The sequence below is a fragment of the Pseudomonas sp. IT-196MI5 genome, from assembly GCF_949767415.1.
In the GTDB taxonomy this organism is placed as follows: domain Bacteria; phylum Pseudomonadota; class Gammaproteobacteria; order Pseudomonadales; family Pseudomonadaceae; genus Aquipseudomonas.
Genome location: NZ_CATKPZ010000001.1, coordinates 46,491 through 71,722 on the forward strand (window position 1 = coordinate 46,491; position 25,232 = coordinate 71,722).

Sequence of the window (25,232 nt, forward strand, 5' to 3'; positions counted from 1 at the left end):
TTTGGCTTACGTAGCAGGAGATTTGTGTAAGACACTGAAGCACAAATGAAAACGGCCTGGACAGAGGGTAATGCTGCTCAGTGTAGGAGCGAGCCTGCTCGCGATGGTCGTTAACGATAACGCGTGTCTACTGGCTAAACGCGGCGCTCTTGAGTCCATCGCGAGCAGGCTCGCTCCTACAACAGCATTATTGACAGCGGGGGTGTTAACAATTGTAAAGGTGCTTACTTACTTCAGAACAGCAAGTGCCGCTTCATAGTTCGGCTCATTAGCAATTTCGCCAACCAGTTCGCTGTGCAGCACGTTGTCGTTTTCGTCCAGAACCACGACAGCACGGGCGGTCAGGCCTTTGAGCGAGCCGTCAGCGATGGCCACGCCGTAGTTCTGGATGAACTCGGCACCGCGCAGGGTCGACAGGTTCTGTACGTTTTCCAGGCCTTCGGCGCCGCAGAAACGGGCCTGGGCGAACGGCAGGTCAGCGGAGATGCACAGTACGACAGTGTTGGCCACTTCGCTGGCCTTGGCGTTGAACTGGCGCACGGAGGTGGCGCAGGTCGGGGTGTCGATGCTTGGGAAAATGTTCAGCACTTTGCGCTTGCCGGCGAAGCTCGCCAGGGTTACGTCGGACAGATTGCCGGCAACCAGGGAAAAGGCTGGCGCCTTGGAACCGGCTTGTGGCAGTTGGCCGTTGACTTGAACCGGATTGCCTTTAAGAGTGACTTGAGCCATGAACGGAGTCCTTCTGAACGTTGTGGTGGAGAATTTTGACGAGGCCGAAGTTAACCACGAAATTGTCCGACGACCTATGGTCAAACATAAATTGTCATGTATCAGCGTACAAAAATGGATACAACCTACAGGGACCGCGGTGTTATTTGAGTAACTCCAGCATATTGCGATGGCGCGCCTCGAAAATCCGTCGCATGTAGCCATTGACCAGCAACCACTCCATGGGCGCGCCACCTATCGCCGAATACGTCACCCGGTCGGTGTATAGCGTACCGCCCTCGCCTGCCGCTACTCGATGTTCATGACGAAAGGCACGCATCGGTCCCTTGAGCATCTCGTCGATGAAATACATCTCACCGACTTCACGGATCACTACCGTCCAGCTCGACGCAATCACATTGAACATCCAGTGGCGAAAGCGGAATTGCCGCCCGGCTTCAATCCGCAGGTCGTTCAGATCGACATCGCCGAGCGGGGTAATGCGCTCGGGGAAAATCTTCGGAAAGTTGACCCCTTCCAGGCAGAAGTCGAGGACCTGTCCGGGCGTGCGGCCGGGGATGAGTGTAGTGAGTTCCAGAATTGCCATACGGGACACATTCCTTTGATCGTTGGACAAGCTCGCCAGAAATACGGTGTAGCGAAATGGCGGTCGAAAAGAAACCTGCCAAAGTGTTTTCTATAAAAATTTTGTCGAGAAGCTGTCGATTTGCACTTCAGCCATTCGACCATTTGGCGAGTCACTCAATTACAACGGAGAAATCACCATGCGATTCATGATCATCATCAAGGCCAGCGCCGATTCCGAAGCCGGCGTGATGCCCAGCCAGGAACTGCTGACTGCCATGGGCAACTTCAACGAAGAACTGGTCAAGGCCGGCATCATGCTCGCAGGCGAAGGCCTGCACCCCAGCAGCAAAGGCGCCCGCGTAAGGTTTTCGGGGGAGCAACGCTCGGTCATCGACGGCCCCTTCATCGAAACCAAGGAACTGATCGCCGGCTTCTGGTTGTGGAAAGTGAAATCCAAAGAAGAAGCCATCGAGTGGGTCAAGCGCTGCCCCAATCCGATGCCGGGCACCGAAGCCGAGATCGAGATTCGCCAGGTGTTCGAGGCCGAAGACTTTGGCGCCGAATTCACGCCGGAACTGCGTGCGCAGGAAGAACGGGTGTGGGAGCAGGCGAAGAAAAACTGAATCCCCCTGTAGGAGCGAGCTTGCTCGCGAAGGTGGCAGATCAGCCACTACCAGTATTGAATGTAAATCCGCCATCGCGGGCAAGCCCGCCACACTGGATCTGTGTGCGCCACCGGTCCCCTGTGGGAGATTCTATGGTTGAGGGAAAGCCCTCAACCTGCTTGCGGTTGGTATTCACTTTGCCCTTTCAGGAGAGCAAATACCATCCGGGCAAGCTTGCGAGCCTGCTACGGCCGTGAACCGGACAAAAATCAGGCATTGCGCCAAATCAGGCAATCCTTGTCTACGCTGCATAGTCAGGCCGGGGGCAACAGAGAATCCGGCTCTGGTGCATTGCATCCGCTCAACTCCGTTCACGAGAAGGATTTCCCATGACGAATTCGATATCTCTGCGCCATCGCCGTATGTTCAGCTTCCTGCTGACCCTGGCCTTGAGCCTGCCGTTACTGGTTCAGGCGGCCGAGCCGCTACCCTCCTGGAACGATGGCCCGTCGAAAAAACAGATCATCGAGTTCGTGCAGACAGTCACCGATCAAAACAGCAAGGACTTCGTAAAGCCCGAGGACCGCATTGCCGTGTTCGATAACGACGGCACCTTATGGAGCGAGCAGCCGATGTACTTCGAGTTATTGTTCGCCCTCGAGGAAGTCAAACGCACCGCACCGCAGCACCCGGAATGGAAAACCACCCAGCCCTTCCAGGCGGTGCTGGAAAACGATCACAAAGCCCTGGCCGCCACTGGCATGGAAGGCATGATGAAAATTTTCGGTGCCACCCACACCGGGATGACCACCGATGCCTTCGATGACTACGCCAAAACCTGGCTGAGCCAGGCCCGCCATCCGAAAACCGGCAAACCGTACACCGAGATGATCTTCCAGCCGATGCTGGAAATGCTCGACTACCTGCGCGGCCAGGACTTCAAGACCTACATCGTCTCCGGCGGCGACACCGGGTTCATGCGCGCCTTCGCCGAGAAGGTCTATGGCATCCCGCCAGAACAGGTCATTGGCACCACCTTTGTCACTGCCTATCAATTCAAGGACGGCCAGGCATCTATCCTGCGCACGCCAAAACTGGCCCACAACGACGATGGCCCGGGCAAACCGGAAAGCATCGATGCCGTGATCGGACGCCGGCCAATCCTCGCCTTTGGCAACTCCGACGGTGACTTGCAAATGCTCCAGTGGACCGCCGCCGGTCCCGGTAAACGCTTGATGGGCCTGGTGCATCATACCGACGCCAAACGCGAATGGGCTTACGACCGCAAATCGCAGATCGGCCGTCTGGACAAGGCCCTGGACGAAGCAAACAAACGTGGCTGGACGGTCGTCGACATGGCGTCCGAATGGCGTCGGATCTATCCGTTCGATGCCTCCACAGCCGAGCAAACGCAATAAGAAGACGTCATGCAGGACTGCAATAAACGTTTGTCGCAGTACATTGCCGGTGGTTTGTCGGGGAGTGATTGGGGGCCTTGGCGGCCGCCATCGCGAGCAAGCTCGCTCCCACAGGTTCGGTGTCGATCACTACATTTGGGCACGACATAAACCCTGTGGGAGCGAGCTTGCTCCGGGCGGCGTTCCGACGATGGGGCCATCAGCTTCACAACATTCGTTATTTGACAGACGCCGACCACCCGGCAAAGCTGCATCGAGCTTGAACGCGTGCTTGATGGCAATCGCACCTGGACCATGGAAGTCGTGATGCGCAAACATAAAAATAAAGCTGCAACCCCACACCCTGATTCGCAACCGAACCTGATCAACCGTTATCTTTTCCCTGTCACCATCGGCATCTTGCTGCTCGCCGTGGCGGGTATTGGCTGGTTTTTGCTGAGCAGTACACCGACGCTGCTCCAGCCAGTCCCTGTCAGCGCCCCTGTCGTCGAATCGGCCAAACCGCAACCGGTCGCTGTCGCGCCTGCGAAAATGGTCGACGAGCAACAATGCCAAGGCTGCCACGGCGAGCAGGTCAAGGACTGGCAAGGCTCCCATCACCAGTTGGCAATGCAGCCAGCCAACGCCGACACCCTGCTCGGCGACTTCAATAACGTCACCTTCAAGGCTGAAAAAGAGACCACGGTGTTCTCGCGCAAAGGCGACGAATTCTGGGTCAACACCCCCGGCGTCGATGGCAAGAATGCCAACTTCAAGGTGGCTTATGCTTTTGGCGTCGCCCCCTTGCAGCAATACCTGCTGGAGGTTGGCGAAGGCCGCTTGCAGGCCCTCGGCGTAGCCTGGGATACCGAGAAGCACCGCTGGTTTCACCTGTATCCCGGCCAGGGCGTGAACTTCAAGAACCCGCTGCACTGGAGCAAACCGAGCCAGAACGCCAATTTCATGTGTGTCGAGTGCCACACCACCGGTTTCAAACGCAATTTCGACGCGGCGAAGAACACCTTCGACAGTCACTGGAACAGCCTCGGTGTCGGGTGTCAGGCCTGCCACGGTCCGGCGTCCAACCACCTGGAATGGACAGCGAAGAAAACCGACCTGATCCATGCCGGATTTGCCGTCGACCTCAAAGACAAGAGCGCCACTGTCGAAATCGAAACCTGCGCCCGCTGCCACTCGCGCCGCGCACCATTGGACGACGGTTACACAGTCGGCAAGCGCCTGATGGACGACTACCTGCCGAGCGTCCTGACCCGTGAACTGTACGCGCTGGACGGCAAGATCAAGGATGAAGTGTTCGAACACGGCTCCTTCGCCCAGAGCAAAATGTTCGACAAGGGCGTGCGTTGCAGCAACTGCCACAACCCGCACAGCACTCAATTGAAAGCGCCAGGCAACAGCGTTTGCCTGCAATGCCATAACCCCGCCGGCAAAATCACCGTGGAAGACGTCGACGGCAAGGGCCTGCAAGCGAAAAACTACGATTCGATCGAACACACGCGCCACACCATGGGCCAACCGGGCTCGCAGTGCGTGGATTGCCACATGCCCGGCAAGTTCTACATGGGCAATGACTTTCGGCATGACCACAGTTTCAGCATTCCCGACCCTGAGCGAGCCAAAAAACTCGGTACACCTGACGCCTGCCTGACCTGCCACCAGGGCAAGGCCGGCGACAAGATCACCGAGCAATTCAAACTGTGGAACACCGCCAACGCCAGCGCGGTGCAGGCCCCGCGTTACGACGAAAGCCTGTGGTTGATCCGTAACGGTCAACCGGGTGCGGCGCAGGCGCTGTTCGAGCAACTGCAACGCAGCAATCTGCCGGCGATCCAGCGCGCCACGCTGCTCGGCGAATTGTCGCTGTATCCCGGCGAACAAGCGTTGAAACTGGCCACCAGGGACCTGAACAACGCGGCGCCTCAAGTACGTGAGAGCGCCCTGCGCGCGCTCAGCGCATTCCTGCCGCCACCGGAACGCGCGCAGCTGCTGACCCCCTTGTTGAATGATCCTGTCAGGGCAGTGCGCATCGCCGCCGCCCGGGATTTGCTCAGCGTGGCGCGCAACGGACTGGGCACGGCTCAGGACAGCTGGAATACCGCTATCATCGAATACGAGGCGGTGCAAAAGAGTCTGGTCGAACGTGCCGAGGCCAACCTGAACCTGGCCATGCTCTATCAGGCGGATGGCCGTAGCGCAGAAGTCGAAGGTTTGCTGCGTACCGCCTTGCAGCGCGACCCGGACTTCTACCCGGCGCTGATCACCCTGGTGCAATGGCTGGAGGCCAACGGTCGCCGTCAGGAAGGCCAAGTCCTGCTGGCGCAAAGCCTCAAGGACCACCCCGACTCAGGCCTGCTGCAACACACCCAGGGCCTTGCGCTGATTCGTGCCGGCCAGGCCGCTCAAGCCATGCCGTACCTGCGCAAAGCCGCGCAACTGGAGCCACAGAGCGGACAGTTCGGCTATGTGCTGGCGGTGGCCCTGCATGACAGCGGCAAGATTGACGAGGCGTGCGCAGAGCTGGAACGGCTGTTGAAAGAACAACCGTCCAACCGCAATGCCCGCTTGTCGTTGATCCAGTACTACCTGGACAACGGCCAGGAGCCCAAGGCGCAGGTGCTGTTGCAGGGCTGGAAGAAAATGAACATGGGGGACCCGGCGTTGAAATAACTGCTGGCGTCACACCTCAAACGCTTTGCTTGCCCTGGCAAAAGTGTATCGAAACCAAGGCGTGAAATGCTCCGGATCCCGGAGCATGCGCGCCTCTATTTGCCCTCGGGACAGGTAACAAAACGCTTGGGCTTCATCTGGGTTCAGTACCGGCAACTGGTCGCTGACCCCATAAAATACGTGACCGTATTCGTGCTCTACCAAGCCTTGGTCAACCTCCAGCCGGTACTTGATCTCAAAGCCCTTGTGTAGCGTACACCTGAGGCCCATTTCCTCTTCAAGCCGCCTCTGTGCCGCTGCAAGTGTGTCCTCCCCCGGGTAAGGATGACCACAACAGGCGTTACTCCAAAGCCCGCCACAGTGGTATTTGTCCGCGGCGCGCTGCTGGAGCAAAAGCTCACTGCGCGAGTTGAACACGTAGACCGTGACCGCTCGGTGCATCAGCCCCTTTTCGTGGGCTGCAAGCTTTTCCATTTCGCCCACCGGTTGGTCTTTTTCATCAACGAGAATCACTTTGATCTCAGCCATCACAGCTTCACCAGATGCAACTGAACCATGCGCAAGGTACCGACAACGTACAGTGGATCGCCGGCAATATGCGCCAGCTGGGCAAGAATGGAATCAGCCTCTTGCCCGGTACACAACCCCATCGAGACCAAGGGTTGATGAATTTGCGTAAATGAACGCCAAAGCAGGCTTTTCTGGCGGTCGGTGGTTGGGATTTTGTGGGGATGCCAATGGGCGTATGGATCGCCCCACAACTGGTCTGGCCACAAATGAACCTCGACCTGCTGTTGACCACCTTCGCCCGTTTGCGACCGCTGCACACCAACCTGGTGAGACGGCCGTGCGAGCAACGCCCATCTCAGGCATGTGCCTTCCCCGTTTGCCCTGTATCGGTCAGCAAACAATGCGAACCCCTTAGATTTTGAGCGCCATCACTACGCCACTAATGATAAGGCTCGCAGCGCTTGAAAAGCTCTCCCCATTACATTTCGAGGCGAAATGAAGCACGCCTCGGCCAATGACGGCAATGATCGTTCGCAAGGATCAACCATGGAAGCTCTCCGCAAGTTGTTCACCGTTACAGCCCTGACCACAGCACTCCTGACTTCGGGCTGTGCAAGCATCGTCGGTGACAGCAAATACCCGGTGAACGTATCGAGCAGGCTAGCGGCGCCAACTTCACCATTACCAACAAAGCCGGTGGCTTGGTAGAGTCATCGGCATGCTGGTAGTCGACCCCATGACTGGCGCCATGTACAAACTTCCTGAAGGCGCCACGGGCAACCTCGGTAGTCCGTTGGCCGGCGAAGCACCAAAAAACCTGACACTGCTGGAAATCGATCAACTGTCGCCAAGCGAACGCGCGACGCTGGTTCGCTTCAACTGACAACACCCGGCGCATTCCGCCGTTCGGGATGCGCCCTTTTGCTAGTGATCTAGCCCCGCCGACGAAACAACGGCCGCGGCTCAATCACCGAACGCCCGTACAACACGCTCATCCCCGCCAATCCCTTCAATGCATCTTCTGCGGATTTGTCTTCACGCACGGCAAAGCTGTCGAAGCCGCATTGGCGCATGTGGCTGAGTTGATCGCGCAAGACATCGCCGATGGCGCGCAACTCGCCGGCCCAGCCCAGTCGCGTGCGCAGCAGATACGCCTGGCTGTACCCGCGGCCATCGCGAAAGTTCGGAAAATCCAGGGCGATCAAGGGCAGTTGGGCAAGCCATGGCTGAAGGCTTTCCACTTCATCGTCCGGCCCCAGCCACACGCCGCTTTGCGACGGGTTTTCCAGCCAACGGCTCAGCGGCAGAATCGCGGCACCCGCGGGCAGCGGTGCTTGCGGGTCGCGCACGAGCTTCCACGGATCATCCGCGACAATCCGCGCCATGCCCTCTTCCAGACGCAACAGATTGTTCATGCCGACACCTCCAGCACTTTCGCATAGACCGCCTCCTTGAACGGCTCCAGCCCGATCCGTTGGATGGCGTCAACGAACAGTTCCTCGTTCTCGCGATAACGCACGAAGGTGTCGATGATGCGCTCGATCACCTCGGGCACTTCGGCGGCGCTGAAGGACGGGCCAATGACCTTGCCCAAAGAGCTGTGCTTGCCCTGGGCGCCGCCGAGTGTGATCTGGTACCACTCGGCACCGTTCTTATCGACCCCCAGAATGCCGATGTTGCCGATGTGATGGTGACCGCAGGCATTCATGCAGCCGGAGATATTGAGGCTGATGTCGCCCAGGTCGTGCAGGTAGTCGAGGTCCTCGAAGCGTGCGGCAATAGCCTTGGCGATAGGGATAGACTTGGCGTTGGCCAGCGCGCAAAAGTCGCCACCGGGGCAGGCGATGATGTCGGTGAGCAATCCGGCGTTGGCGCTGCCCAGATTGTGTGCGCAGGCCAGGCGCCACAGGGTGAACAGATCGGCCTTGGACACGTCAGGAAGGACGATATTCTGCTCATGGGCAATGCGGATTTCACCGAAGCCGAAGCGTTCGGACCACTCGGCCACCGCTTCCATCTGTCCGGTAGTGACATCGCCCGGTGGCGCAGCGCTGCCGGGCTTGGTCGACAACACCACGCTGGCATAACCCGATACTTTGTGCGGCTGCACGTTACGTTGCACCCAACGAGCGAACGCCGGGTTTTCGGCCAGGTGCGTACCGAAATCGAGGTTGGTGTCGGACAGATCACGATATGGCGGTGCGACGAACGCACTGGCCACACGCTCGAACTCGTCCAGGGTCAGTTGCGCCGGGCCGTCCTTGAGGTACTGCCACTCTTGCTCCACTTCCCGGGCGAAGGCTTCGATGCCCAGGGCTTTGACCAGAATCTTGATTCGCGCCTTGTACTTGTTGTCCCGCCGGCCATGGCGGTTATACACCCGCAGCACCGCCTCTACGTATGACAGCAGGTGCTGCCACGGCAAGCCTTCGCGGATCTGCAAGCCGAGGATCGGCGTACGCCCCAGACCGCCGCCCACCATGACTCGCAGGAGCATCTGTCCTTCGCAACCCGGATAAAGATAAAGGCCGATGTCATGCATCATGATCGCCGCGCGGTCCTGCTCGGCCGAGCAGATGGCGATCTTGAACTTGCGCGGCAGGAACAGGAATTCAGGATTGATGGTCGACCACTGCCGCAGAATTTCCGCCAACGGTCGCGGGTCAATCATTTCGTCGGCCGCAACCCCGGCAAAGGCTTCGGTGGTGATGTTGCGCACGCAGTTGCCGGAGGTCTGGATCGCATGCATTTCCACCTCGGCCAGGCGTTCGAGGATGTCCGGCACCCGGGCCAGTTCGATCCAGTTGAACTGCATGTTCTGCCGAGTGGTGAAATGGCCGTAGCCGCGATCGTAATCCCGGGCGATGCTCGCCAACGTACGCAACTGCAGGGCACTCAGCGTGCCGTAGGGAATTGCCACCCGCAGCATGTAGGCGTGCTTTTGCATGTACAGGCCGTTCTGCAGGCGCAACGGCAGGAACTCTTCTTCGTTCAGCTCACCGGCCATGAAGCGCTCGACCTGATCACGGAACTGCGCAACCCGTTCGAACACCAGCGCCCGGTCGTAGTCGTCGTACTGATACATGTGGCTACCTCGTCAGGATGGATCGAGCTCTGCGGCTGATGCCAACCACCCTCCATGTGGGAGCGAGCCTGCTCGCGATGGCGCCAGATCAGTCAACATATGTGCTGGATGTGCTACCGCTATCGCGAGCAGGCTCGCTCCTGCAGGGAATGCATTGGGCGTCAGGCTTTTCGGCTCGATTTCGAGGTTGTGACTATGAACCTGCGCCGCCATCCATTACAGATTCACCTTCTTGCAAAAAAACAGGATCAGATCTAGGCCATCCAGGCTGGCAAAGCGGTACATCTGATCCGCACAAATGAAATATTCCTGAGCCTGTTTTGTTTTCGCCACGGTTTTTACAGTGCATGTCATTGCAACCGTGGAAGCATCGATCATGAGCACAACAACTATCGGACAGGCTTACAACTACAAGGTCGTCCGCCAATTCATCATGGCGACCGTGATCTGGGGCGTCGTGGGGATGGCGATGGGCGTGTGGATCGCCTCGCAACTGGTGTGGCCGCAGATGAACCTGGACCTGCCGTGGACCACCTTTGGCCGCTTGCGCCCGCTGCACACCAGCCTGGTGATTTTCGGTTTCGCCGGCAGCGCGCAATTCGCCGCCAGCTATTACGCGGTGCAGCGTACCTGCCAGGTGCGGCTGTTCTCGGACACACTCGCCGCCTTCACGTTCTGGGGCTGGCAGTCGATGATTGTGGTAATGCTGATCACCCTGCCGCTGGGCTACACAACAACCAAGGAATACGCCGAAATCGAATTTACCGGCGCGGTGTGGATGACCGTGGTCTGGGTTGCATACGCCGTGGTGTTCTTCACGACCTTAGTGCAACGCAAGACCAGACACATTTACGTCGGCAACTGGTTCTTCGGTGCATTCATCGTGGTCATCGCCATGCTGCACGTGGTCAATCACCTGTCGATTCCAGTCGACTGGTTCAAGTCCTATCCGGTGTATTCCGGGGCCACCGACGCCATGGTGCAATGGTGGTACGGGCACAACGCCGTGGGCTTTTTCCTGACCACCGGTTTCCTGGGGATGATGTATTACTTCGTGCCGAAACAGGTGGGCCGGCCGGTGTATTCCTATCGCCTGTCGATTGTGCACTTCTGGGCGCTGATCACCCTGTACATCTGGGCAGGTCCGCACCACTTGCACTACACCGCACTGCCGGACTGGGCTCAGTCCCTGGGCATGGCGATGTCGCTGATCCTGCTGGCGCCGAGTTGGGGCGGGATGATCAACGGCATGATGACCCTGTCCGGTGCCTGGCATAAGTTGCGCAGCGACCCGATCCTGCGTTTCCTGGTGCTGTCCCTGGCGTTCTACGGCATGTCGACCTTCGAAGGGCCGATGATGGCGATCAAGACCGTCAACGCCCTCTCCCACTATACCGACTGGACCATCGGCCACGTACACGCAGGCGCCTTGGGCTGGGTGGCGATGATTACCTTCGGTGCGACCTATCACATGGTGCCGAAGGTATTCGGATGCGAGCAGATGCACAGCACGCCGCTGATCAACCTGCACTTTTGGCTCGCCACCATCGGCACCGTGCTGTACATCGCCTCGATGTGGGTCAACGGCATCACCCAGGGCCTGATGTGGCGCGCGATCAACGATGACGGCACGCTGACCTACTCCTTCGTCGAAGCCTTGCAGGCCAGCCATCCGGGATTCGTCGTGCGCTTTGCCGGCGGGGTGTTTTTCCTCAGCGGCATGCTGCTGATGGCCTACAACCTGTGGCGCACGGTCCGGGTTACGGACGTGGCGATGGCCGAACGCGAGGCGCGGTTTGCCTGATGATTGAAGTCATGTTGAACATTTCGGCTGTGGCATTTTTGTGGTTCGCCATCGAGTATTGTCTGCGCCACCAGACCGCCGAGAGCCTGGACGACGCGAGCCTGATCCCGTTTGCGGATGACCCGGAAGTGGCGCGGCGGGTCGAGTTGGCGACGGGCAAGACAGTGAATGCAGTGGTGCCTGAAGTGCCGAAACCGGGGTGGGGCAACCTCGAAATCTGAGGCACCACCGACCACTGTAGGAGTGAGCCTGCTCCGGGCTCACTCCTACAGGGTTATTTGTCTCAGCTGCGCTCCCGGGGAATCAGGCTTTGCAGTTGTTGCGCCAGGAAGTTTGCATCGAACTCAAAAGTGTCCGGGTCTTTCAAGCCATTGGTCTTGCGCCATTGCCAACCAGTGGATGGCGGCAGGCACACCAGTGACACGCTGCCATAACGTGCTGCTGTAAAGCCCATCACCGCCACGCAAATCAGCCCGCCGGCACCCATCACCTCCGGCACGAATTCCACCGGTTTGCCAGCGATCAGGATGCTCAGCTTTTCGGTCTTGAATGGAGAGGTCTCCACCGGAACACTCGGCCCCGACGCGACATACACTTCGCGGTTCACTTCGAGCAGGTCAGGTGCCTTGACCGGTTCCAGCCACTGCTGGATCTGATCGAACAGCGCACCAATGCGCTTCGCCCACTCGGCCGATTGCGACTCGAACACTTGCTTTTTGTGCGCTTCGCTTTCGGCGTAGTGGCGAAGCATTTCGCCCAGTTGCTGTACATCGTCCATTGCAGTGTTCCTTTGGTTGCAGCGGTGTTACGGACATTGAGCATGGCAGATGCGAGAGGCCGATGTGCGACTAACAGCCAGGAGGTATGCCAGGGGTTCGCCCTGGGCGGCTGACTCAACCGGCCTTGGGCGGGCGACGCAGGCGCGCCATGCTCAAGGTATCCACCAGCACACCGTCGCGCACGGCGTAATCACGGAACAGGCCCTCGGTTTCGAAACCGAACTTGCGGTACAGGGCAATGGCCGCTTCGTTGTCGGCGTACACCGAAAGCTCGATGCGCTGCAAATTCATCCAGTTGTCAGCGATATCCAGTGCCGTCGCGAGCAGCGTCGAACCCACGCCCTTGCCCTGCCACGCCACCGCAACGCCCATACCGAAACTGCCGGCATGACTGCGACGAATGCGTGAGAACTGCTCCAGGCCAATGTTGCCGATGACCGTTCCTTGATGCAGGGCCACCACTTTCACCAGGCGTTCGTTATCCAGCGCCAGGCGACTGCGCCAGAGCTCGGTGGACTGAAACGGCATTTGCAGGGTTTGTCGGGCGATCTCCGGGGCGTTGTACAGCGCCGTGATGCCTTCGATATGAGACTCATTGAAGCGTTCGAGGGTAATAACGGGTTCGGTGGCCGGCATGGGTGAATCATCCTTGAAGCAGACATGGCCGTTCACTCTATAACGCGACCTTCGGGTATGGCGAGAACCAATGTGGGAGCGGGCTTGCTCGCGAAGGCGTCAGTTCAGGCGACATTGATGTTGAAGGTGCTGGCCTCTTCGCGAGCAAGCCCGCTCCCACATTTTGATTGCGTTCAGCTTTCGAACCACGCCCGGCGCTCGTTGAAGGTGTTTTCGATCAATTCGACGATCATCCGTACCTGCGCGTCGCCCCCGGAATGGGCGTTGACCGCCATCCACACCTGACGTCGCATCGGCTGGTCAAACAGGCCCGGCAAGGCAATCAGCCCGCGGTCGAAGTGGCTCATGTAGTGCGGCAGCAGGCCGATGCAGGCACTGCAACGGATCATCTCCAGCATCAGCTCCCAGGATCGCAGTTGCACCGCTCCGGCCAGGCGCTGATCCACCAGCGCATTCCATGGCCGCAAGCTTTCAACCTGGCCGTCCTGCTGCCATTGCACCAGGAGAAAACCGGCCAGGTCATCCACGCATTCCGGCCTGGAAGCGACCCGCGAGTAGCGCTTGGCAATGTGCGGCAGGTAATCCAGTTGCACCAGACGCCGGGGTTCAGTGGTGGCAAAGCTTGGCCCCGGTGACGGCGACTCGGTCTCGCCCAGCCACACCACCACGTCGGCGCTGACCGCCTGCAATGACAATTCGCTGTCGAGCGTGATGATGTCCAGCCGCACGCTGGCGTTACGCCGCAGCAGTGCAACCAGGCCGCGTCCGAGAAGGTCATGCAGGATCGAATCCGCCACGGCCAGCCGAATCAACGGCTGCTCGATCACCGGCAAATTGCGCTCATGGGCCAGGGCGATCAATTGTGCGTGCAAACGCAAGCCATCGCGGCTGAGGCTCAAACCATTGTCTGAATGGTTGAACAGTGAACACTCGAGCTGCGTCTCCAGCAGCACCAGCTGCCTGCGCAGGCGGGTGGCCTTGAGATTGAGACTGCGGGCGGCCTGCATGAAGCAACCGCAACGGGCGCTGGCGGTGAAACACAGCGCCTGTTCGGGGTCGATACCTGCTGCCAACTGGCGCCAGGAGGTGTTTTTTTCAATGGCTACACGATACTCGGTAGCCCCCAGGCGGGTGCTGGTTTCCATGACTGACATCGAGGACTCCCTGTCGATCTGACACTGACAGTTGCATCCTGCGGATCATTCATGAACCTGCCATGACAAAGGCTCAGGTGCTGGGCGTCTGGCGAAAGCTCACGGCCAGGCGGTTCCAGCTGTTAATGGTGGTGACGGCGATGGTCAAGTCGACCATTTCGCTTTCACTGAACTGCTCCCGGGTCAGGGTGTAGACATCGTCCGGCACGTGGCTTTCGGAGAGCAAAGTGACCGCCTCGGTCCAGGCCAGCGCAGCTCTTTCCCGCGGATTGAAAAAATTACTGTCGCGCCAGACCACTATGCAATAGAGGCGCCGATCGCTTTCGCCCAGGCGCCGTGCATCCACCGAATGCATGTCAGTGCAAAAGGCACAGCCATTGAGCTGCGAAGCACGAATCTTGATCAGGTGCAGCAGGCCCTGCTCGATGCTCAGGCTGCTGGTCAGGGCCTCCATCGCGATCATGGCTTTCATCGCTTTGGGGGACGCGCTGTAGTAATCCAGGCGAAGGGTCATGGAGCGATCTCGTGCAGCAGTGATGTGACCTTCACGGTAGCCGCTGGCACGCAGGCATGACAGATCCAATCAGGCGAATTCCCCGGGGACCACCCCCGCCAGACCCATTGACGGTTTTTCCACTGCACAACTTCTGTACCACCAGCGGATAGGGGTAATCTTGCGCGACGCACACGCGCCTCAACAGCCCCGGAGCCTCGCCGGTATGGAACTACATGTTGTCATCAACGGCCGCAAGGACCTGGCCGGCCAGCTGTACAACCAACTGCGCAGCGCCATCGAGTCCGGTCGCCTGACCGCCGGGACGCAACTGCCGCCCAGCCGTTTGCTGGCCGAGCAATTGGGTATTTCGCGCAAGACCATTTCCGATACCTACTCCCAGCTGACCTACGAAAACTTCCTCACCGGCGTGGTCGGCAAAGGCACTTACGTCAACGCGCGCACTTCGAAGGTGCAGCGTAAACAGAGCCATAGCGAGCTTGCCGGTTTCGAGGTGATCGAATCCTGGCGCAACCTGCCGGTGTTTCTGCGTCACCCGACGCTTGAGGGCTCGCTGCGCTACGACTTCATCGGCGGCGCCACCGGCAAGGGCCAGTTTCCCCAGGATGACTGGCGACGCTGCACCTCTCACGCACTGCGCCAGATTGCCGGTTCCAAAGGCCTCTACAGCCTGCCAGAGGGCTTGCCAGCCCTGCGCAACGCCATTGCCCGGCACATCGCGTTCTCCCGCGGGGTCAATTGCCAGGATGAGGATGTGGTGGTGTGCAATGGCGCGCAGCAGGCGCTGGACCTGATCGCCAGGGTGCTGATCAGTCCGGGTAGCCTGGTCGCCATGGAAGACCCGGGCTACCCACCGGCGCGGCTGCTGTTCGGCAGCCATGGCGCCACGGTGATTGGCATGCCGGTGGACGCCGAAGGCATTGTGGTGGACCAGATTCCTCGCGGTACGCGCCTGATCTACGTCACCCCTTCGCACCAGTTCCCGCTGGGCATGCCGATGAGCCAGGCGCGACGGGTCGCCCTGCTGGCCAAGGCCCATGAGCTGGGCGCGATCATCATCGAAGACGACTACGACAGCGAATTCCGCTACGAGGGCCGTCCTGCCGATTCCCTGCAAAGCATGGATGAACGGGGGATCGTCGCGTACGTCGGAACGTTCTCGAAAACCCTGTTGCCGGAACTGCGTCTGGGCTATGCGATCCTGCCGCCAGCGATCCTCGAGGCCGTGGTGCGTGCCAAACAGCTCACCGACCTGCACACTTCGACCCTGCCGCAATGGGCGTTGGCCAAGTTCATCGCCGAAGGCTGCCTGCTCAAGCACATCCGGCGCTGCCATACGATCTATGCCGGGCGCCGCGAGCGAATCCTGGCACGCATGGCCGGCGATCTCTCGCCCTGGCTCGAGGCGGTGCCGACCACCGCCGGTTTCCACATGGTGGTGATGTGCAAAGTGCCGATGGATATTCCATTGGTGATCGAGCTGGCGAAAAAAGTCGAAGTCGGGCTCTATGCCATCGACAGTTTTTTCTATCAGCAAGCGCCCACGGCCGGGCTTTTCCTCGGTTTTGGCGCCATCGAAACCCTTGACATCGACATCGCCCTGGACCGTTTGCGCGACATTCTGCAGCAGGTGGCCTGACGGATTGGCCTGCGGCTTTATCCGGCGATTGGCTATTGGCGGTCCACGGGGGCAGGCCTATCCTGCATAGGCGTTATCCCTCAATGAGCAGGATTCGTCCGGCTTGATTCAGGAGTGTGAGCAATGTCCCATGAAGTGATCAATACCGTACAGGTACAGGCCGCCGCCGGCCGCTCGGATGAACTGGGTAAGCAACTGCAAAAGATTGTCGAAACCCTGCGTGAACTACCGGGCTGCGAATCCTATATGGTCGACCGCTGCCCCGAGGACACCAATCGCTGGACCGTCAGCGCCCACTGGCAATCGGAAGCGGCCATGCGATCGCATTTCAACTGCCCGCAGGTCCAGGGTTTTATCAGCCTGATCGATAGCCAACTGGCCAATGCCGTGGACTTCAACAGCTTTCCGATCGTTTAAAAACAAAGATCGCAGCCTGCGGCAGCTCCTGCACGGAATTCTCCGTAGGAGCTGCCGCAGGCTGCGATCTTTGCTTTTAACGCCGGTTAATTGGTCCCCTCGCCTTCCCGAATATTGGCTGTTTAACCTCTATTACTTGCGCACTACTGTTGTTTTCGACAACTAACTCACCGCAGGTAAAGAACCATGAACGTGTTGCGCTTCTGTGCTGCCCCCCTTGCCGCCCTGGCCCTGATGTTTTGTGCATCGGCTTTTGCCCATGATCCTTCGGAAAAGGTGACTGTCCTGCAGGACGAAATGCTGAAGAACGCCCCCGGTAAAAAAGCGCTGATGATCGAAGTCGATTACCAACCCGGTCAGTCGTCCATCGCCCACAAACACGATGGCTCCACCATGGCCTACGTCACCTCGGGAGCAATCGTTTCTCAGGTCCAGGGCGAGCCGGCGAGAACCTACAAGGCCGGTGAGTTCTGGTATGAGCCGGCGGGGTCGGAACACCTGGTATCGAAAAACGCCAGCGCAACCAGGCCGGCCAAGTTGCTGGTGTTCATGGTATTGGCCCCCGACGAGAAAGTGTTGATCCCATTGGAACACTGATGGCTGAACGTACAGCTATAAATAAAAAGGCTCAAATCGCCGATTCGGGACTTTTTATTTCCTCACGCAATTAACCGAAGACTTTTAAACCAAACAAAACTATTGGTCACCTGACAAGCGTGGTTATTGGCCATTTAAATAAATCAACCAGGGTTTAGTCTTGAGTCACCGCCGGAACAGCACCGGCAATTCAACTCTCGACTAAAATTGTTTCACTGGAGAAACACCATGAAACTTGCGCTTGCCAGTACGTTGACCATGGCTGTTGTATTAACCGGCTGCTCGATCCCCACCGCGCCCACGGCGGTCTCTTCGCTGAACGGTATTTTCACCGAACCGGTGGGCCGCAGCGGTGCCACCCGCATTACCAACGGTAGCCATGTTTCGTTGGGCGTTATCTACAGCCAATCCACTCAGACCAATCGTGCCTACCTTCGGGATTATCAAGCCAACGCCGGCACCGGTTTCGGCCAGAGCCTGCTGGTGCAGCCGATTCATGACGCCTACGTAGCCACCTCCAGGCCAGACCAGGCGGTGGATTGGGTCAAGGCCTCCCTGCAGCGGCAATTTGGCTCGGTTATCGTATACCCGGACATTCAGAGCCTCAGGGCAGCGAAACCGGATGTGATGGCAGTGGTCGACACCCGCAGTCAACTGATGACCTCGCGCAGTTCGGATATCCAGGCGGATGTCCGTGCGGACTTTTATGACAAGAATTTCAACTACATCGGTACTGCACAAGGTCATGACGCCAAGGCACTTAGTCCGGTTTGGGCAGACTTTAAACGCAGCGAGGAGATAGTTGCCGACATTAACGAGCAACAAAATGTGCAAGTAAGGGCACTGCAAAAGTTTGACCAGTCGCTCAGCAATTTATTGACCAGCCCGACAAGTAATGTGTCGATGGTTGATAATAAATCCAGCCAGAAGTTGTATTGACTTCAATGGCTCCATCGCGAGCAGGCTCGCTCCCACAGTGGGCTTCTGTTGTACACAAAATCTGTGTTCACTGAAGAATGACTGTGGGAGCGAGCCTGCTCGCGATGGGGCCCGGTCAGCCACCACAAAACCCAGGTCAAAAAAAACCCGCATCTCTCGATGCGGGCTTTTTCATTCAACGCCTGATCAGGCAGCCGGTTCCAGCTCGGCGGCGACAGCGGCAGGCACTACCGCTTGACCGCTCAATGCCAGGTCCAGCAGTTCGCGGTTGGCCACCGCGTACATGGCGTAGTCGGTGCCGCTGGCGGCACGGATTTCCACCAGCATGGCGCGCCAGCGTTCGATCATGCTCTCGTGCTGATCCATCCACAGTGCCAGGCGTGTTTCCACGTCCTGGGTACCATCGCCCTGCTGCAGGACCGAGATGGTGATCGCACGTTGCTGCCAGTCGACGTCATCACGGAACGCTTCACGGGCCAGGGCCTGCCAGTTGTTTTCAACCGGCAGAGCGCTGATCTGTTGCATGTACCAGGTGATGTCCAGCGCACTGCCCACGGCGAAGTAGGCCTTGGCCACGTCCGCAGGGTCCTGGCCGGTCACGTCGGAGGCCTCGATGATCGGTAGCAAGGTGTACAGGTGCGAGGTGCCAGCCACCATGCGCGCCAGCAGCTCCGGTACACCGGCTGCGACGTACGCCTGGTAACGGGCCTGCCAGGTTTCGTGGATCTCGCCACTGAGCAACTCGTCGAGCTTGAGGCCCAACTCCTTCAGGTGCGGACCGAAGTGGGCGACGTCACGGGCAGCGTTCTGCTCGTTGCGACGGGCACGCAGGAACCAGCGCGTGGCGCGGCGGCCCAGACGCATCAGCTCGTCCATCAGCTCCAGTTGCACGTCGGCGCAGACCTGGTAGTCCAGGTTCTCGATCTGACGGAACCAGTGCGGGAGGTGGAAAATGTCGCGCACGATCACGTAGGCGCCGGCCACGTTCGCCGGGCTCATGCCGGTCGACTCCTTGAGTCGCTGAACGAAGGTAATGCCCATGTGGTTGACCAGATCGTTGGCGATCTGGGTGCTGACGATTTCACGCTTCAGACGGTGACGACGCATGGCCGCGGAGAACTTGCTCACCAGGGTTGGCGGGAAAGCGGTTTCCATGTCGCGGGTCAGGTAGTCGTCGTCCGGCACCAGGGAGCCCAGCAACTGCTCCTTGAGGTCGATCTTGCTGTACGAGATCAGCACCGACAGCTCGGCGCGCGTCAGGCCGTGGCCTGCGGCGATGCGCTCGGTGATTGCATCTTCGGCCGGCAGGAACTCGATGGCGCGATCCAGCTTGCCGCGACCTTCCAGGTCGTTCATCAAGCGCTTGTATTCGGCAATCCGCGGCAAGGCGCGACGGGCTGCCAGGGACAGGGCCTGAGTCTGCTTGTAGTTGTTGCCCAGCACCAGACCACCGACTTCGTCGGTCATGCTCGCCAGCAACTGGTTACGTTGCTTGTCGGTCATGTCGCCGGCCTGAACCACTTCGTTCAGCAGGATCTTGATGTTCACTTCGTGGTCGGAGCAGTCCACCCCACCGGCGTTGTCGATGAAGTCGGTGTTGGAACCGCCGCCATTGAGGCCGAACTCGACGCGACCCAGTTGGGTCATGCCCAGGTTACCGCCCTCGCCCACGACTTTGCAGCGCAGTTCGTTGCCGTTCACGCGCAGTGCATCGTTAGCCTTGTCGCCGACATCGGCGTGGCTTTCGCTGCTGGCCTTGACGTACGTACCGATACCGCCATTCCACAGCAGATCCACTGGCGCCTTGAGCAAGGCGTTCAGCAGTTCGGTCGGGGTCAGCTTGTCGGCCTGAATGTCGAAGCGCTCTTTCATCTGCGGGGAAATCGCGATGCTTTTCGCGCTACGGGAGAAGATCCCGCCGCCTTCGGACATGATGCTGGTGTCGTAATCCGACCAGGCCGAACGCGGCAGGTCAAACAGACGCTGACGCTCAGCGAAGCTATTGGCAGGCTCAGGGTTCGGGTCGATGAAAATGTGCAGGTGGTTGAACGCGGCAACCAGTTGCAGCTTGTCGGACATCAGCAAGCCGTTGCCGAACACGTCGCCGGCCATGTCGCCGACGCCCACCACAGTGATGCTGTCTTCCTGGACATTGATGCCGCGCTCGCGGAAGTGGCGCTGTACGCCGACCCACGCGCCCTTGGCGGTGATGCCCATTTTCTTGTGGTCGTAACCGGCCGAACCACCGGACGCAAACGCGTCACCCAGCCAGAAGCCGTAGTCGATGGCGATACCGTTGGCGATGTCGGAGAAGGTCGCAGTGCCCTTGTCCGCCGCGACTACCAGGTACGGGTCATCGTGGTCATGACGCACGACGTTGGCCGGTGGCACCAGGGCGCCATCCTTCAGGTTGTCGGTGATGTCCAGCAGGCCCGAAATGAAGATGCGGTAGCAGGCGATGCCCTCGGCCGCGATCTCGTCACGGCTGCCGCCCAGTGGCAGGCGACGCGGCAGGAAGCCGCCCTTCGCGCCCACCGGCACGATCACCGAGTTCTTCACTTGCTGGGCTTTTACCAGGCCCAGGACTTCGGTGCGGTAGTCTTCTTCACGGTCGGACCAGCGCAGGCCGCCACGAGCGACGTTGCCGAAGCGCAGGTGCACGCCTTCGACACGCGGCGAGTAGACGAAGATTTCGAACTTCGGTACCGGCTTGGGCAGTTCGGGAATCAAGTGCGGGTTGAACTTGAAGCTAAAGTACGACTTGTTATGGCCGTTGGCATCGGTCTGGTAGAAGTTGGTACGCAGGGTGGCCTTGATCAGGTCCAGGTAGCGACGCAGGATGCGGTCTTCGTTCAGTACCTGGACGTCGTCCAGGGCGCTGTGAATCGCCTGTTCCAGGCGTTGCTGCTTGTCGTCCAGATCGTCGCCGGTCAGCTTGCGCGCCAGGTAGAAACGGGTCTTGAACAACCGGGTCAGCTCGCGAGCGATGTCGGTGTGGTTGTTCAGGGTGCTGGCGATGTAGCCCAGGTCGAAGCCCAGACGAATCTGCTTCATGTAGCGGGCGTAGGCACGCAGCAGCGCCACGTCGCGCCATGGCAGGCCGGCGGTCAGCACGAGGCGGTTGAACGCATCGTTCTCGGCATCGCCACGCACGATGTGGACGAATGCGTCCTGCAGCGTGTCGTTGAGTTGCTGGATGTCGAGTTCCAGGCCTTCGGCGGCAGTGAACGCGAAATCGTGAATCCAGAACTCGCGGCCACTGTTGTGCCGCAGGCGGTACGGGAATTCACCCAGCACGCGCAGGCCGAGGTTTTCCAGGATTGGCAGTACATCGGACAACGCCAGCGGGGTATCGGCGTGGTACAGCTTGCAGTGCAGCATGCGCTGGCCGGACACCTGGCCCAGCGGCTGGTAGAAGCTCATCACCAGCGGATTTTTTTCGTTGAGGCTCAGCAAGTGCTGCATATCGACCACTGCCGAGTGAGCGGCAAAACGCTCGCGGTAGCCGGCCGGGAAGCCTTTCGGGAAGTCAGCCAGCACGTTGGTGCCGTGGGCTTCGCCGAAGCTTTCGATGGTCAGGGCGGAGTAGTCGTCCTGCCAGCTGCGGCAGGCCTGCACCACTTCTTTTTCCAGCAGCAGCGGGTCGATGTCGAGGCGGTTTTTCGGGTCGACGCGCAGGATCAGCTGCACGCGGGCCAGCACGGACTCGGAGAAGAATGTCCAGAACTCGCAATCGGTCGCTTTCAGGCGATCCATCAGCACTTGCTGGATCTTCTGGCGCACTTCGGTGGAATAGATGTCGCGCGGCACGTAGGCCAGGCAGTAGCAGAAACGGCCGTACGGGTCTTTGCGCAGGAACACGCGAATCTTGTTGCGTTCCTGAATCTGCACGATCGACATCACGGTGCTGAACAGCTCGTCCACCGGGGTCTGGAACAGATCGTCGCGCGGCAGCACTTCGAGCACCTGCGCCAGTTCCTTGCCCAGGTGAGCCTTGGCCTGGAAGCCGGAACGGCGTTCGACTTCCTCGACCTTGCGGCGGATGTACGGGATCACCCGCACGCTCTCGCCATACACCGACGAGGTGTACAGGCCCATGAAACGGCATTCCTTGATGACCTTGCCGTTGGCATCAACTTCACGGATCGACACGAAATCCGGGTAAGCCGGACGGTGGACACGGCTTGGGTGCGAAGCCTTGGCGAACGACAGCAGGGTCGGTTCGCGCAGGTAGTTCACGGCGTAGTCTTCGATGCGCAGGTCATCGTAGGTCAGGCCGGCGCGCAGCAGTTTGGTCAGGCCGAGGAAGGAGTCCTTGTCATAGACGATGTGGCCGCCATCGGCTTCATCGCTGACCACGAACTCTTCGTAGCCCAGGAAGGTGAAGTGGTTACCCACCAGCCATTCCAGGAAGCTCTTGATTTCGCTCTTCTCATCGGCATCGACGGCGAACTGGCTGTTGTCCAGCATGGTCAGGATGTCCTGGACCTTGGCCTTCATCGGCTCGAAATCGCCAACGGCCACGCGGACTTCACCGAGTACCTGCTCCAGCTCTTTGCTCAGGACATTGAGCTCGGCGGTGTTGGCGCAGCGGTCGATTTCCAGGAACATCAGCGATTCTTGCTGAATGTCGTCGCCCTGGGTGCCTTTGGGCAGGATTTCCAACAGCTCGCCCTTGCTGCCACGACGCACGCTGAGCACGGTGGTTTGCAGGGTATGGATGCTGTAGCCGCGGCGGTTCAGCTCGGTGCGCACCGAGTCCACCAGGAATGGCAGGTCGTGGTGCAACACTTCGACCGCGGTGTGGGTCGACTGCCAGCCGTGGCGTTCGTAATCGGGGTTGAAGACGCGCACTTGCGGTTGCGCGTGATCGAAGCGCTCAAGCAGGCGCCATGCAGAAAGGGTGCAGCCAGCAAGGTCGGACAACCGACGCTGGGTCAGCTCGTCAAGGGAAATGATGCCGAAGAATTGTTCAGCGAACAGCGCCACTTGTGGCAGTGCCTGTTCACTGATGTGCTGCGCCAGTGCCGCTTGCAGTTGGTGCTGGAAGTCGGCTTTGCTGGCTGCGGTGAAGAACGCCATCTGTGGTACTCCGCTTGGGCTTGTTATTGATGGAAGCGTCGCGTGCAAAGCCCCTGTTCGGGGCTACCCGTCACCCGGCTCCTGATTCTCGGGCAGAGGAAACAGGGCGACAGGTGGGTGAAGCTGGACGAGACACTCAGGTCACATTCACCTTCCGTGAATGGGCATCTGCAAAAACGACTGGGCCGGGTGCAGCACAATGTTTTTACGGGTGCTCATCCGTTGCGCAGCTTAACGAGTGCGGCAAGGCCCATGCTTGCGGTGCTGCGACATATTCGGTCATCGGTACGCAGCTCAAGGCACGCGCATCGAACAACACTAGCATTCGCACAGAAAAATGACGGCTTTTCGTCCGGTTTTACGGGACATGCGTACCAGAAATGACCAGTAACACTCTCTCCGTCCACGACCGGATCTTTGACACTCGGACGAGCAGAAATCTGCGCGGGCTGGCAAAATCGCCTTTTGTTGCGTTTACCACGCCCGCCGGGCCAGGAATTTCCCATGAAAATGAAAACCGCCCTCTTGATCGTCAACCCTTGCGACGACGAAGAAGACAACATGGCCATGCTTTGCTGCCACAGCGACCAGGGCGAAATGTTCCTGATGAGCCGCTACCCCGATGAAGACGAGCTGGAAATCACCCTCGACGGCGAACCTTCGACGCTTGATGGCGTGAAAGTCACCCTCAGCCCTGCGCTGCTGAAGATCGAAATTGCCGCAGCTGATGCTGATGCGTTGAATGGGGATGATGTGTTGGAGATCACCTTCAATCCGGACATGGTGGATCTGGCTGAAGTGGAAGAGACCTTGCAGAACATTCTTAAGGGTACCGGTACCTTTATCAGCCAGATTTGAGGTGTTTGATCTGCCCTCATCGCGAGCAGGCTCACTCCTACAATTGATCGTCGTACACCGTCAATGTAGGAGTGAGCCTGCTCGCGATGGGGCCGGCACAGCCACCCGATCACTCCCCTGCTACAAAAATCCAGCAATTACCCCAATCATTTCCCGCACTTTGCGCAAAATGCCGTTAGTCGCCGCCCCCCGCGATGGATTAAAGTAACGCCCCCGGCCCTGGCGTACTTCGAACGTCCTCGGCCACCCTTTTGCAGGAACAGTCATCGATGGAACATCGTGAAGCGCTGCTCGCGCTGCGAACCTTTCTTTCAACGCAGATTCTCGGCCAGGAAAAACTCATCGAGCGCTTGCTCATCGCCCTGCTCGCCGACGGCCACATGCTGGTCGAGGGCGCCCCTGGCCTGGCCAAGACCAAGGCCATCAAAGAACTCGCCGAAGGCATCGAAGCCCAGTTCCACCGCATCCAGTTCACCCCTGACCTGTTGCCGGCCGACATTACCGGTACGGAAATCTACCGCCCGGAAACCGGCAGTTTCGTGTTCCAGCAAGGCCCGATTTTCCACAACCTGGTACTGGCGGACGAAATCAACCGCGCCCCGGCCAAGGTTCAGTCGGCCTTGCTCGAAGCCATGGGCGAGCGGCAAGTCAGTGTCGGGCGCAGCACCTATGAACTGTCGCCCTTGTTTTTGGTGATGGCCACGCAGAACCCTATCGAGCAGGAAGGCACCTACCCGCTGCCCGAAGCCCAGCTCGACCGCTTCCTGATGCACGTGAAGATCGGTTTCCCGGACGCGACGGTTGAACGCAAGATCCTGCAACAGGCCCGTGGCGAAGCCCTGAACGGCGAAGCGAAGCCTGAGCGTCGGGTTACCCAACAGACGATCTTCGCCGCACGCAAGGAAATCCTCGGTTTGTACATGGCCGACGCCGTGGAGGAATACCTGGTGCAACTGGTCATGGCCACCCGCACCCCGGCCAAGTTCGATCCGGAAATGGCCGAGTGGATCGCCTACGGCGCCAGCCCGCGCGGTTCGATTGCCCTGGACCGCTGCGCCCGCGCCCACGCCTGGCTGGCCGGGCGCGACTTCGTCAGCCCGGAAGACATACAGGCCGTGCTGTTCGACGTGCTGCGCCATCGCATCATTCTTTCCTTTGAAGCCGAAGCCGCTGGCATCGACCAGGACCGGGTGGTCCAGCGGATTCTCGACGTCGTAGCCGTCGCTTGACCC

22 protein-coding genes and 1 pseudogene are annotated in these 25,232 nt (G+C 59.3%); 13 read left to right on the plus strand and 10 right to left on the minus strand.

Annotated elements, in window-relative coordinates:
* Positions 1-228: 228 nt before the first annotated feature.
* Together tpx and ACM6IK_RS00140 are read right to left on the minus strand one after the other, a co-directional pair.
* Entirely contained in the window at positions 229-729 is a 501-nt protein-coding gene (gene tpx, locus ACM6IK_RS00135; RefSeq protein ID WP_414872621.1) for a thiol peroxidase, read from the minus strand.
* Between the two features lie 142 nt (positions 730-871).
* On the minus strand, positions 872-1,315 hold the full coding sequence (locus ACM6IK_RS00140; RefSeq protein ID WP_414872622.1) for a polyketide cyclase: 444 nt from the start codon (positions 1,313-1,315) through the stop codon (positions 872-874).
* A 178-nt stretch (positions 1,316-1,493) separates the two neighbouring features.
* Here ACM6IK_RS00140 and ACM6IK_RS00145 point away from each other — a divergent pair, with 178 nt between their 5' ends.
* The 3 genes from ACM6IK_RS00145 (at position 1,494) to ACM6IK_RS00155 (ending at position 5,986) form a co-directional block, all read left to right on the plus strand.
* Entirely contained in the window at positions 1,494-1,919 is a 426-nt protein-coding gene (locus tag ACM6IK_RS00145) for a YciI family protein (RefSeq protein WP_414872623.1), read from the plus strand.
* Between the two features lie 371 nt (positions 1,920-2,290).
* Positions 2,291-3,319, plus strand: a complete 1,029-nt coding sequence (locus ACM6IK_RS00150; protein WP_414872624.1) for an HAD family hydrolase — start codon at positions 2,291-2,293, stop codon at positions 3,317-3,319.
* Between the two features lie 306 nt (positions 3,320-3,625).
* Positions 3,626-5,986 (plus strand): tetratricopeptide repeat protein, encoded by a 2,361-nt coding sequence (locus ACM6IK_RS00155; protein ID WP_414872625.1) that lies wholly within the window; start codon positions 3,626-3,628, stop codon positions 5,984-5,986.
* A gap of 9 nt (positions 5,987-5,995) precedes the next feature.
* Here the strand turns inward: ACM6IK_RS00155 and idi are convergent, their stop codons facing one another.
* Positions 5,996-6,514 (minus strand): isopentenyl-diphosphate Delta-isomerase, encoded by a 519-nt coding sequence (idi, locus tag ACM6IK_RS00160; protein WP_414872626.1) that lies wholly within the window; start codon positions 6,512-6,514, stop codon positions 5,996-5,998.
* Between the two features lie 173 nt (positions 6,515-6,687).
* Here idi and ACM6IK_RS00165 point away from each other — a divergent pair.
* Positions 6,688-6,825: pseudogene (locus ACM6IK_RS00165) on the plus strand (hypothetical protein); the annotation flags it as partial.
* Positions 6,826-7,214: 389 nt separating this feature from the next.
* The gene (locus tag ACM6IK_RS00170; RefSeq protein ID WP_414872627.1) at positions 7,215-7,379 is read left to right on the plus strand and encodes a hypothetical protein; all 165 of its coding nucleotides are present in this window, start codon (positions 7,215-7,217) and stop codon (positions 7,377-7,379) included.
* Between the two features lie 49 nt (positions 7,380-7,428).
* Here the strand turns inward: ACM6IK_RS00170 and ACM6IK_RS00175 are convergent, their stop codons facing one another.
* Positions 7,429-7,911: a DUF934 domain-containing protein gene (locus ACM6IK_RS00175; protein WP_414872628.1), complete on the minus strand. Its 483-nt coding sequence runs from the start codon at positions 7,909-7,911 to the stop codon at positions 7,429-7,431.
* The gene (locus ACM6IK_RS00180; RefSeq protein ID WP_414872629.1) at positions 7,908-9,581 is read right to left on the minus strand and encodes a nitrite/sulfite reductase; all 1,674 of its coding nucleotides are present in this window, start codon (positions 9,579-9,581) and stop codon (positions 7,908-7,910) included. The genes ACM6IK_RS00175 and ACM6IK_RS00180 overlap by 4 nt, the downstream gene beginning before the upstream one ends.
* 376 nt (positions 9,582-9,957) lie before the next feature.
* On the opposite strand from ACM6IK_RS00180, the gene ccoN reads away from it, so the two are divergent.
* Together ccoN and ACM6IK_RS00190 are read left to right on the plus strand one after the other, a co-directional pair.
* Positions 9,958-11,385, plus strand: coding sequence for a cytochrome-c oxidase, cbb3-type subunit I (gene ccoN, locus ACM6IK_RS00185; RefSeq protein WP_414872630.1), 1,428 nt, complete (start codon positions 9,958-9,960; stop codon positions 11,383-11,385).
* The gene (locus ACM6IK_RS00190) at positions 11,385-11,606 is read left to right on the plus strand and encodes a cbb3-type cytochrome c oxidase subunit 3 (RefSeq protein WP_414872631.1); all 222 of its coding nucleotides are present in this window, start codon (positions 11,385-11,387) and stop codon (positions 11,604-11,606) included. Before ccoN ends, ACM6IK_RS00190 begins: the two co-directional genes overlap by 1 nt.
* 62 nt (positions 11,607-11,668) lie before the next feature.
* Here ACM6IK_RS00190 and ACM6IK_RS00195 read toward each other — a convergent pair whose 3' ends face one another.
* From ACM6IK_RS00195 to ACM6IK_RS00210, 4 genes are all read right to left on the minus strand, one after another.
* Entirely contained in the window at positions 11,669-12,163 is a 495-nt protein-coding gene (locus tag ACM6IK_RS00195) for a hypothetical protein (RefSeq protein ID WP_414872632.1), read from the minus strand.
* A 115-nt stretch (positions 12,164-12,278) separates the two neighbouring features.
* Positions 12,279-12,800, minus strand: a complete 522-nt coding sequence (locus tag ACM6IK_RS00200) for a GNAT family N-acetyltransferase (protein WP_414872633.1) — start codon at positions 12,798-12,800, stop codon at positions 12,279-12,281.
* A 173-nt stretch (positions 12,801-12,973) separates the two neighbouring features.
* The gene (locus tag ACM6IK_RS00205) at positions 12,974-13,954 is read right to left on the minus strand and encodes a LysR substrate-binding domain-containing protein (protein WP_414872634.1); all 981 of its coding nucleotides are present in this window, start codon (positions 13,952-13,954) and stop codon (positions 12,974-12,976) included.
* Between the two features lie 73 nt (positions 13,955-14,027).
* Positions 14,028-14,468, minus strand: a complete 441-nt coding sequence (locus tag ACM6IK_RS00210; RefSeq protein WP_414872635.1) for a carboxymuconolactone decarboxylase family protein — start codon at positions 14,466-14,468, stop codon at positions 14,028-14,030.
* A 205-nt stretch (positions 14,469-14,673) separates the two neighbouring features.
* Here ACM6IK_RS00210 and ACM6IK_RS00215 point away from each other — a divergent pair, with 205 nt between their 5' ends.
* From ACM6IK_RS00215 to ACM6IK_RS00230, 4 genes are all read left to right on the plus strand, one after another.
* A complete protein-coding gene (locus tag ACM6IK_RS00215; protein WP_414872636.1) occupies positions 14,674-16,107 on the plus strand; it encodes a PLP-dependent aminotransferase family protein in 1,434 nt (477 codons plus the stop codon).
* Between the two features lie 123 nt (positions 16,108-16,230).
* Entirely contained in the window at positions 16,231-16,524 is a 294-nt protein-coding gene (locus ACM6IK_RS00220) for a putative quinol monooxygenase (protein ID WP_108215849.1), read from the plus strand.
* Between the two features lie 186 nt (positions 16,525-16,710).
* Positions 16,711-17,121, plus strand: coding sequence for a cupin domain-containing protein (locus ACM6IK_RS00225; protein WP_414872637.1), 411 nt, complete (start codon positions 16,711-16,713; stop codon positions 17,119-17,121).
* Positions 17,122-17,349: 228 nt separating this feature from the next.
* Positions 17,350-18,060 carry an ATPase gene (locus ACM6IK_RS00230; RefSeq protein WP_414872638.1) on the plus strand — a complete coding sequence of 237 codons (711 nt, stop codon included), beginning with the start codon at positions 17,350-17,352 and terminating at the stop codon, positions 18,058-18,060.
* Between the two features lie 186 nt (positions 18,061-18,246).
* Here the strand turns inward: ACM6IK_RS00230 and ACM6IK_RS00235 are convergent, their stop codons facing one another.
* Entirely contained in the window at positions 18,247-23,142 is a 4,896-nt protein-coding gene (locus tag ACM6IK_RS00235; RefSeq protein ID WP_414872639.1) for an NAD-glutamate dehydrogenase, read from the minus strand.
* 504 nt (positions 23,143-23,646) lie between these two features.
* Between ACM6IK_RS00235 and ACM6IK_RS00240 the strand changes: the two genes are divergently transcribed.
* Positions 23,647-24,000, plus strand: coding sequence for a hypothetical protein (locus ACM6IK_RS00240; RefSeq protein WP_414872640.1), 354 nt, complete (start codon positions 23,647-23,649; stop codon positions 23,998-24,000).
* 269 nt (positions 24,001-24,269) lie between these two features.
* Complete coding sequence (locus ACM6IK_RS00245) at positions 24,270-25,229, plus strand: AAA family ATPase (RefSeq protein WP_108215854.1); 960 nt, start codon at positions 24,270-24,272, stop codon at positions 25,227-25,229.
* Positions 25,230-25,232 lie beyond the last annotated feature (3 nt).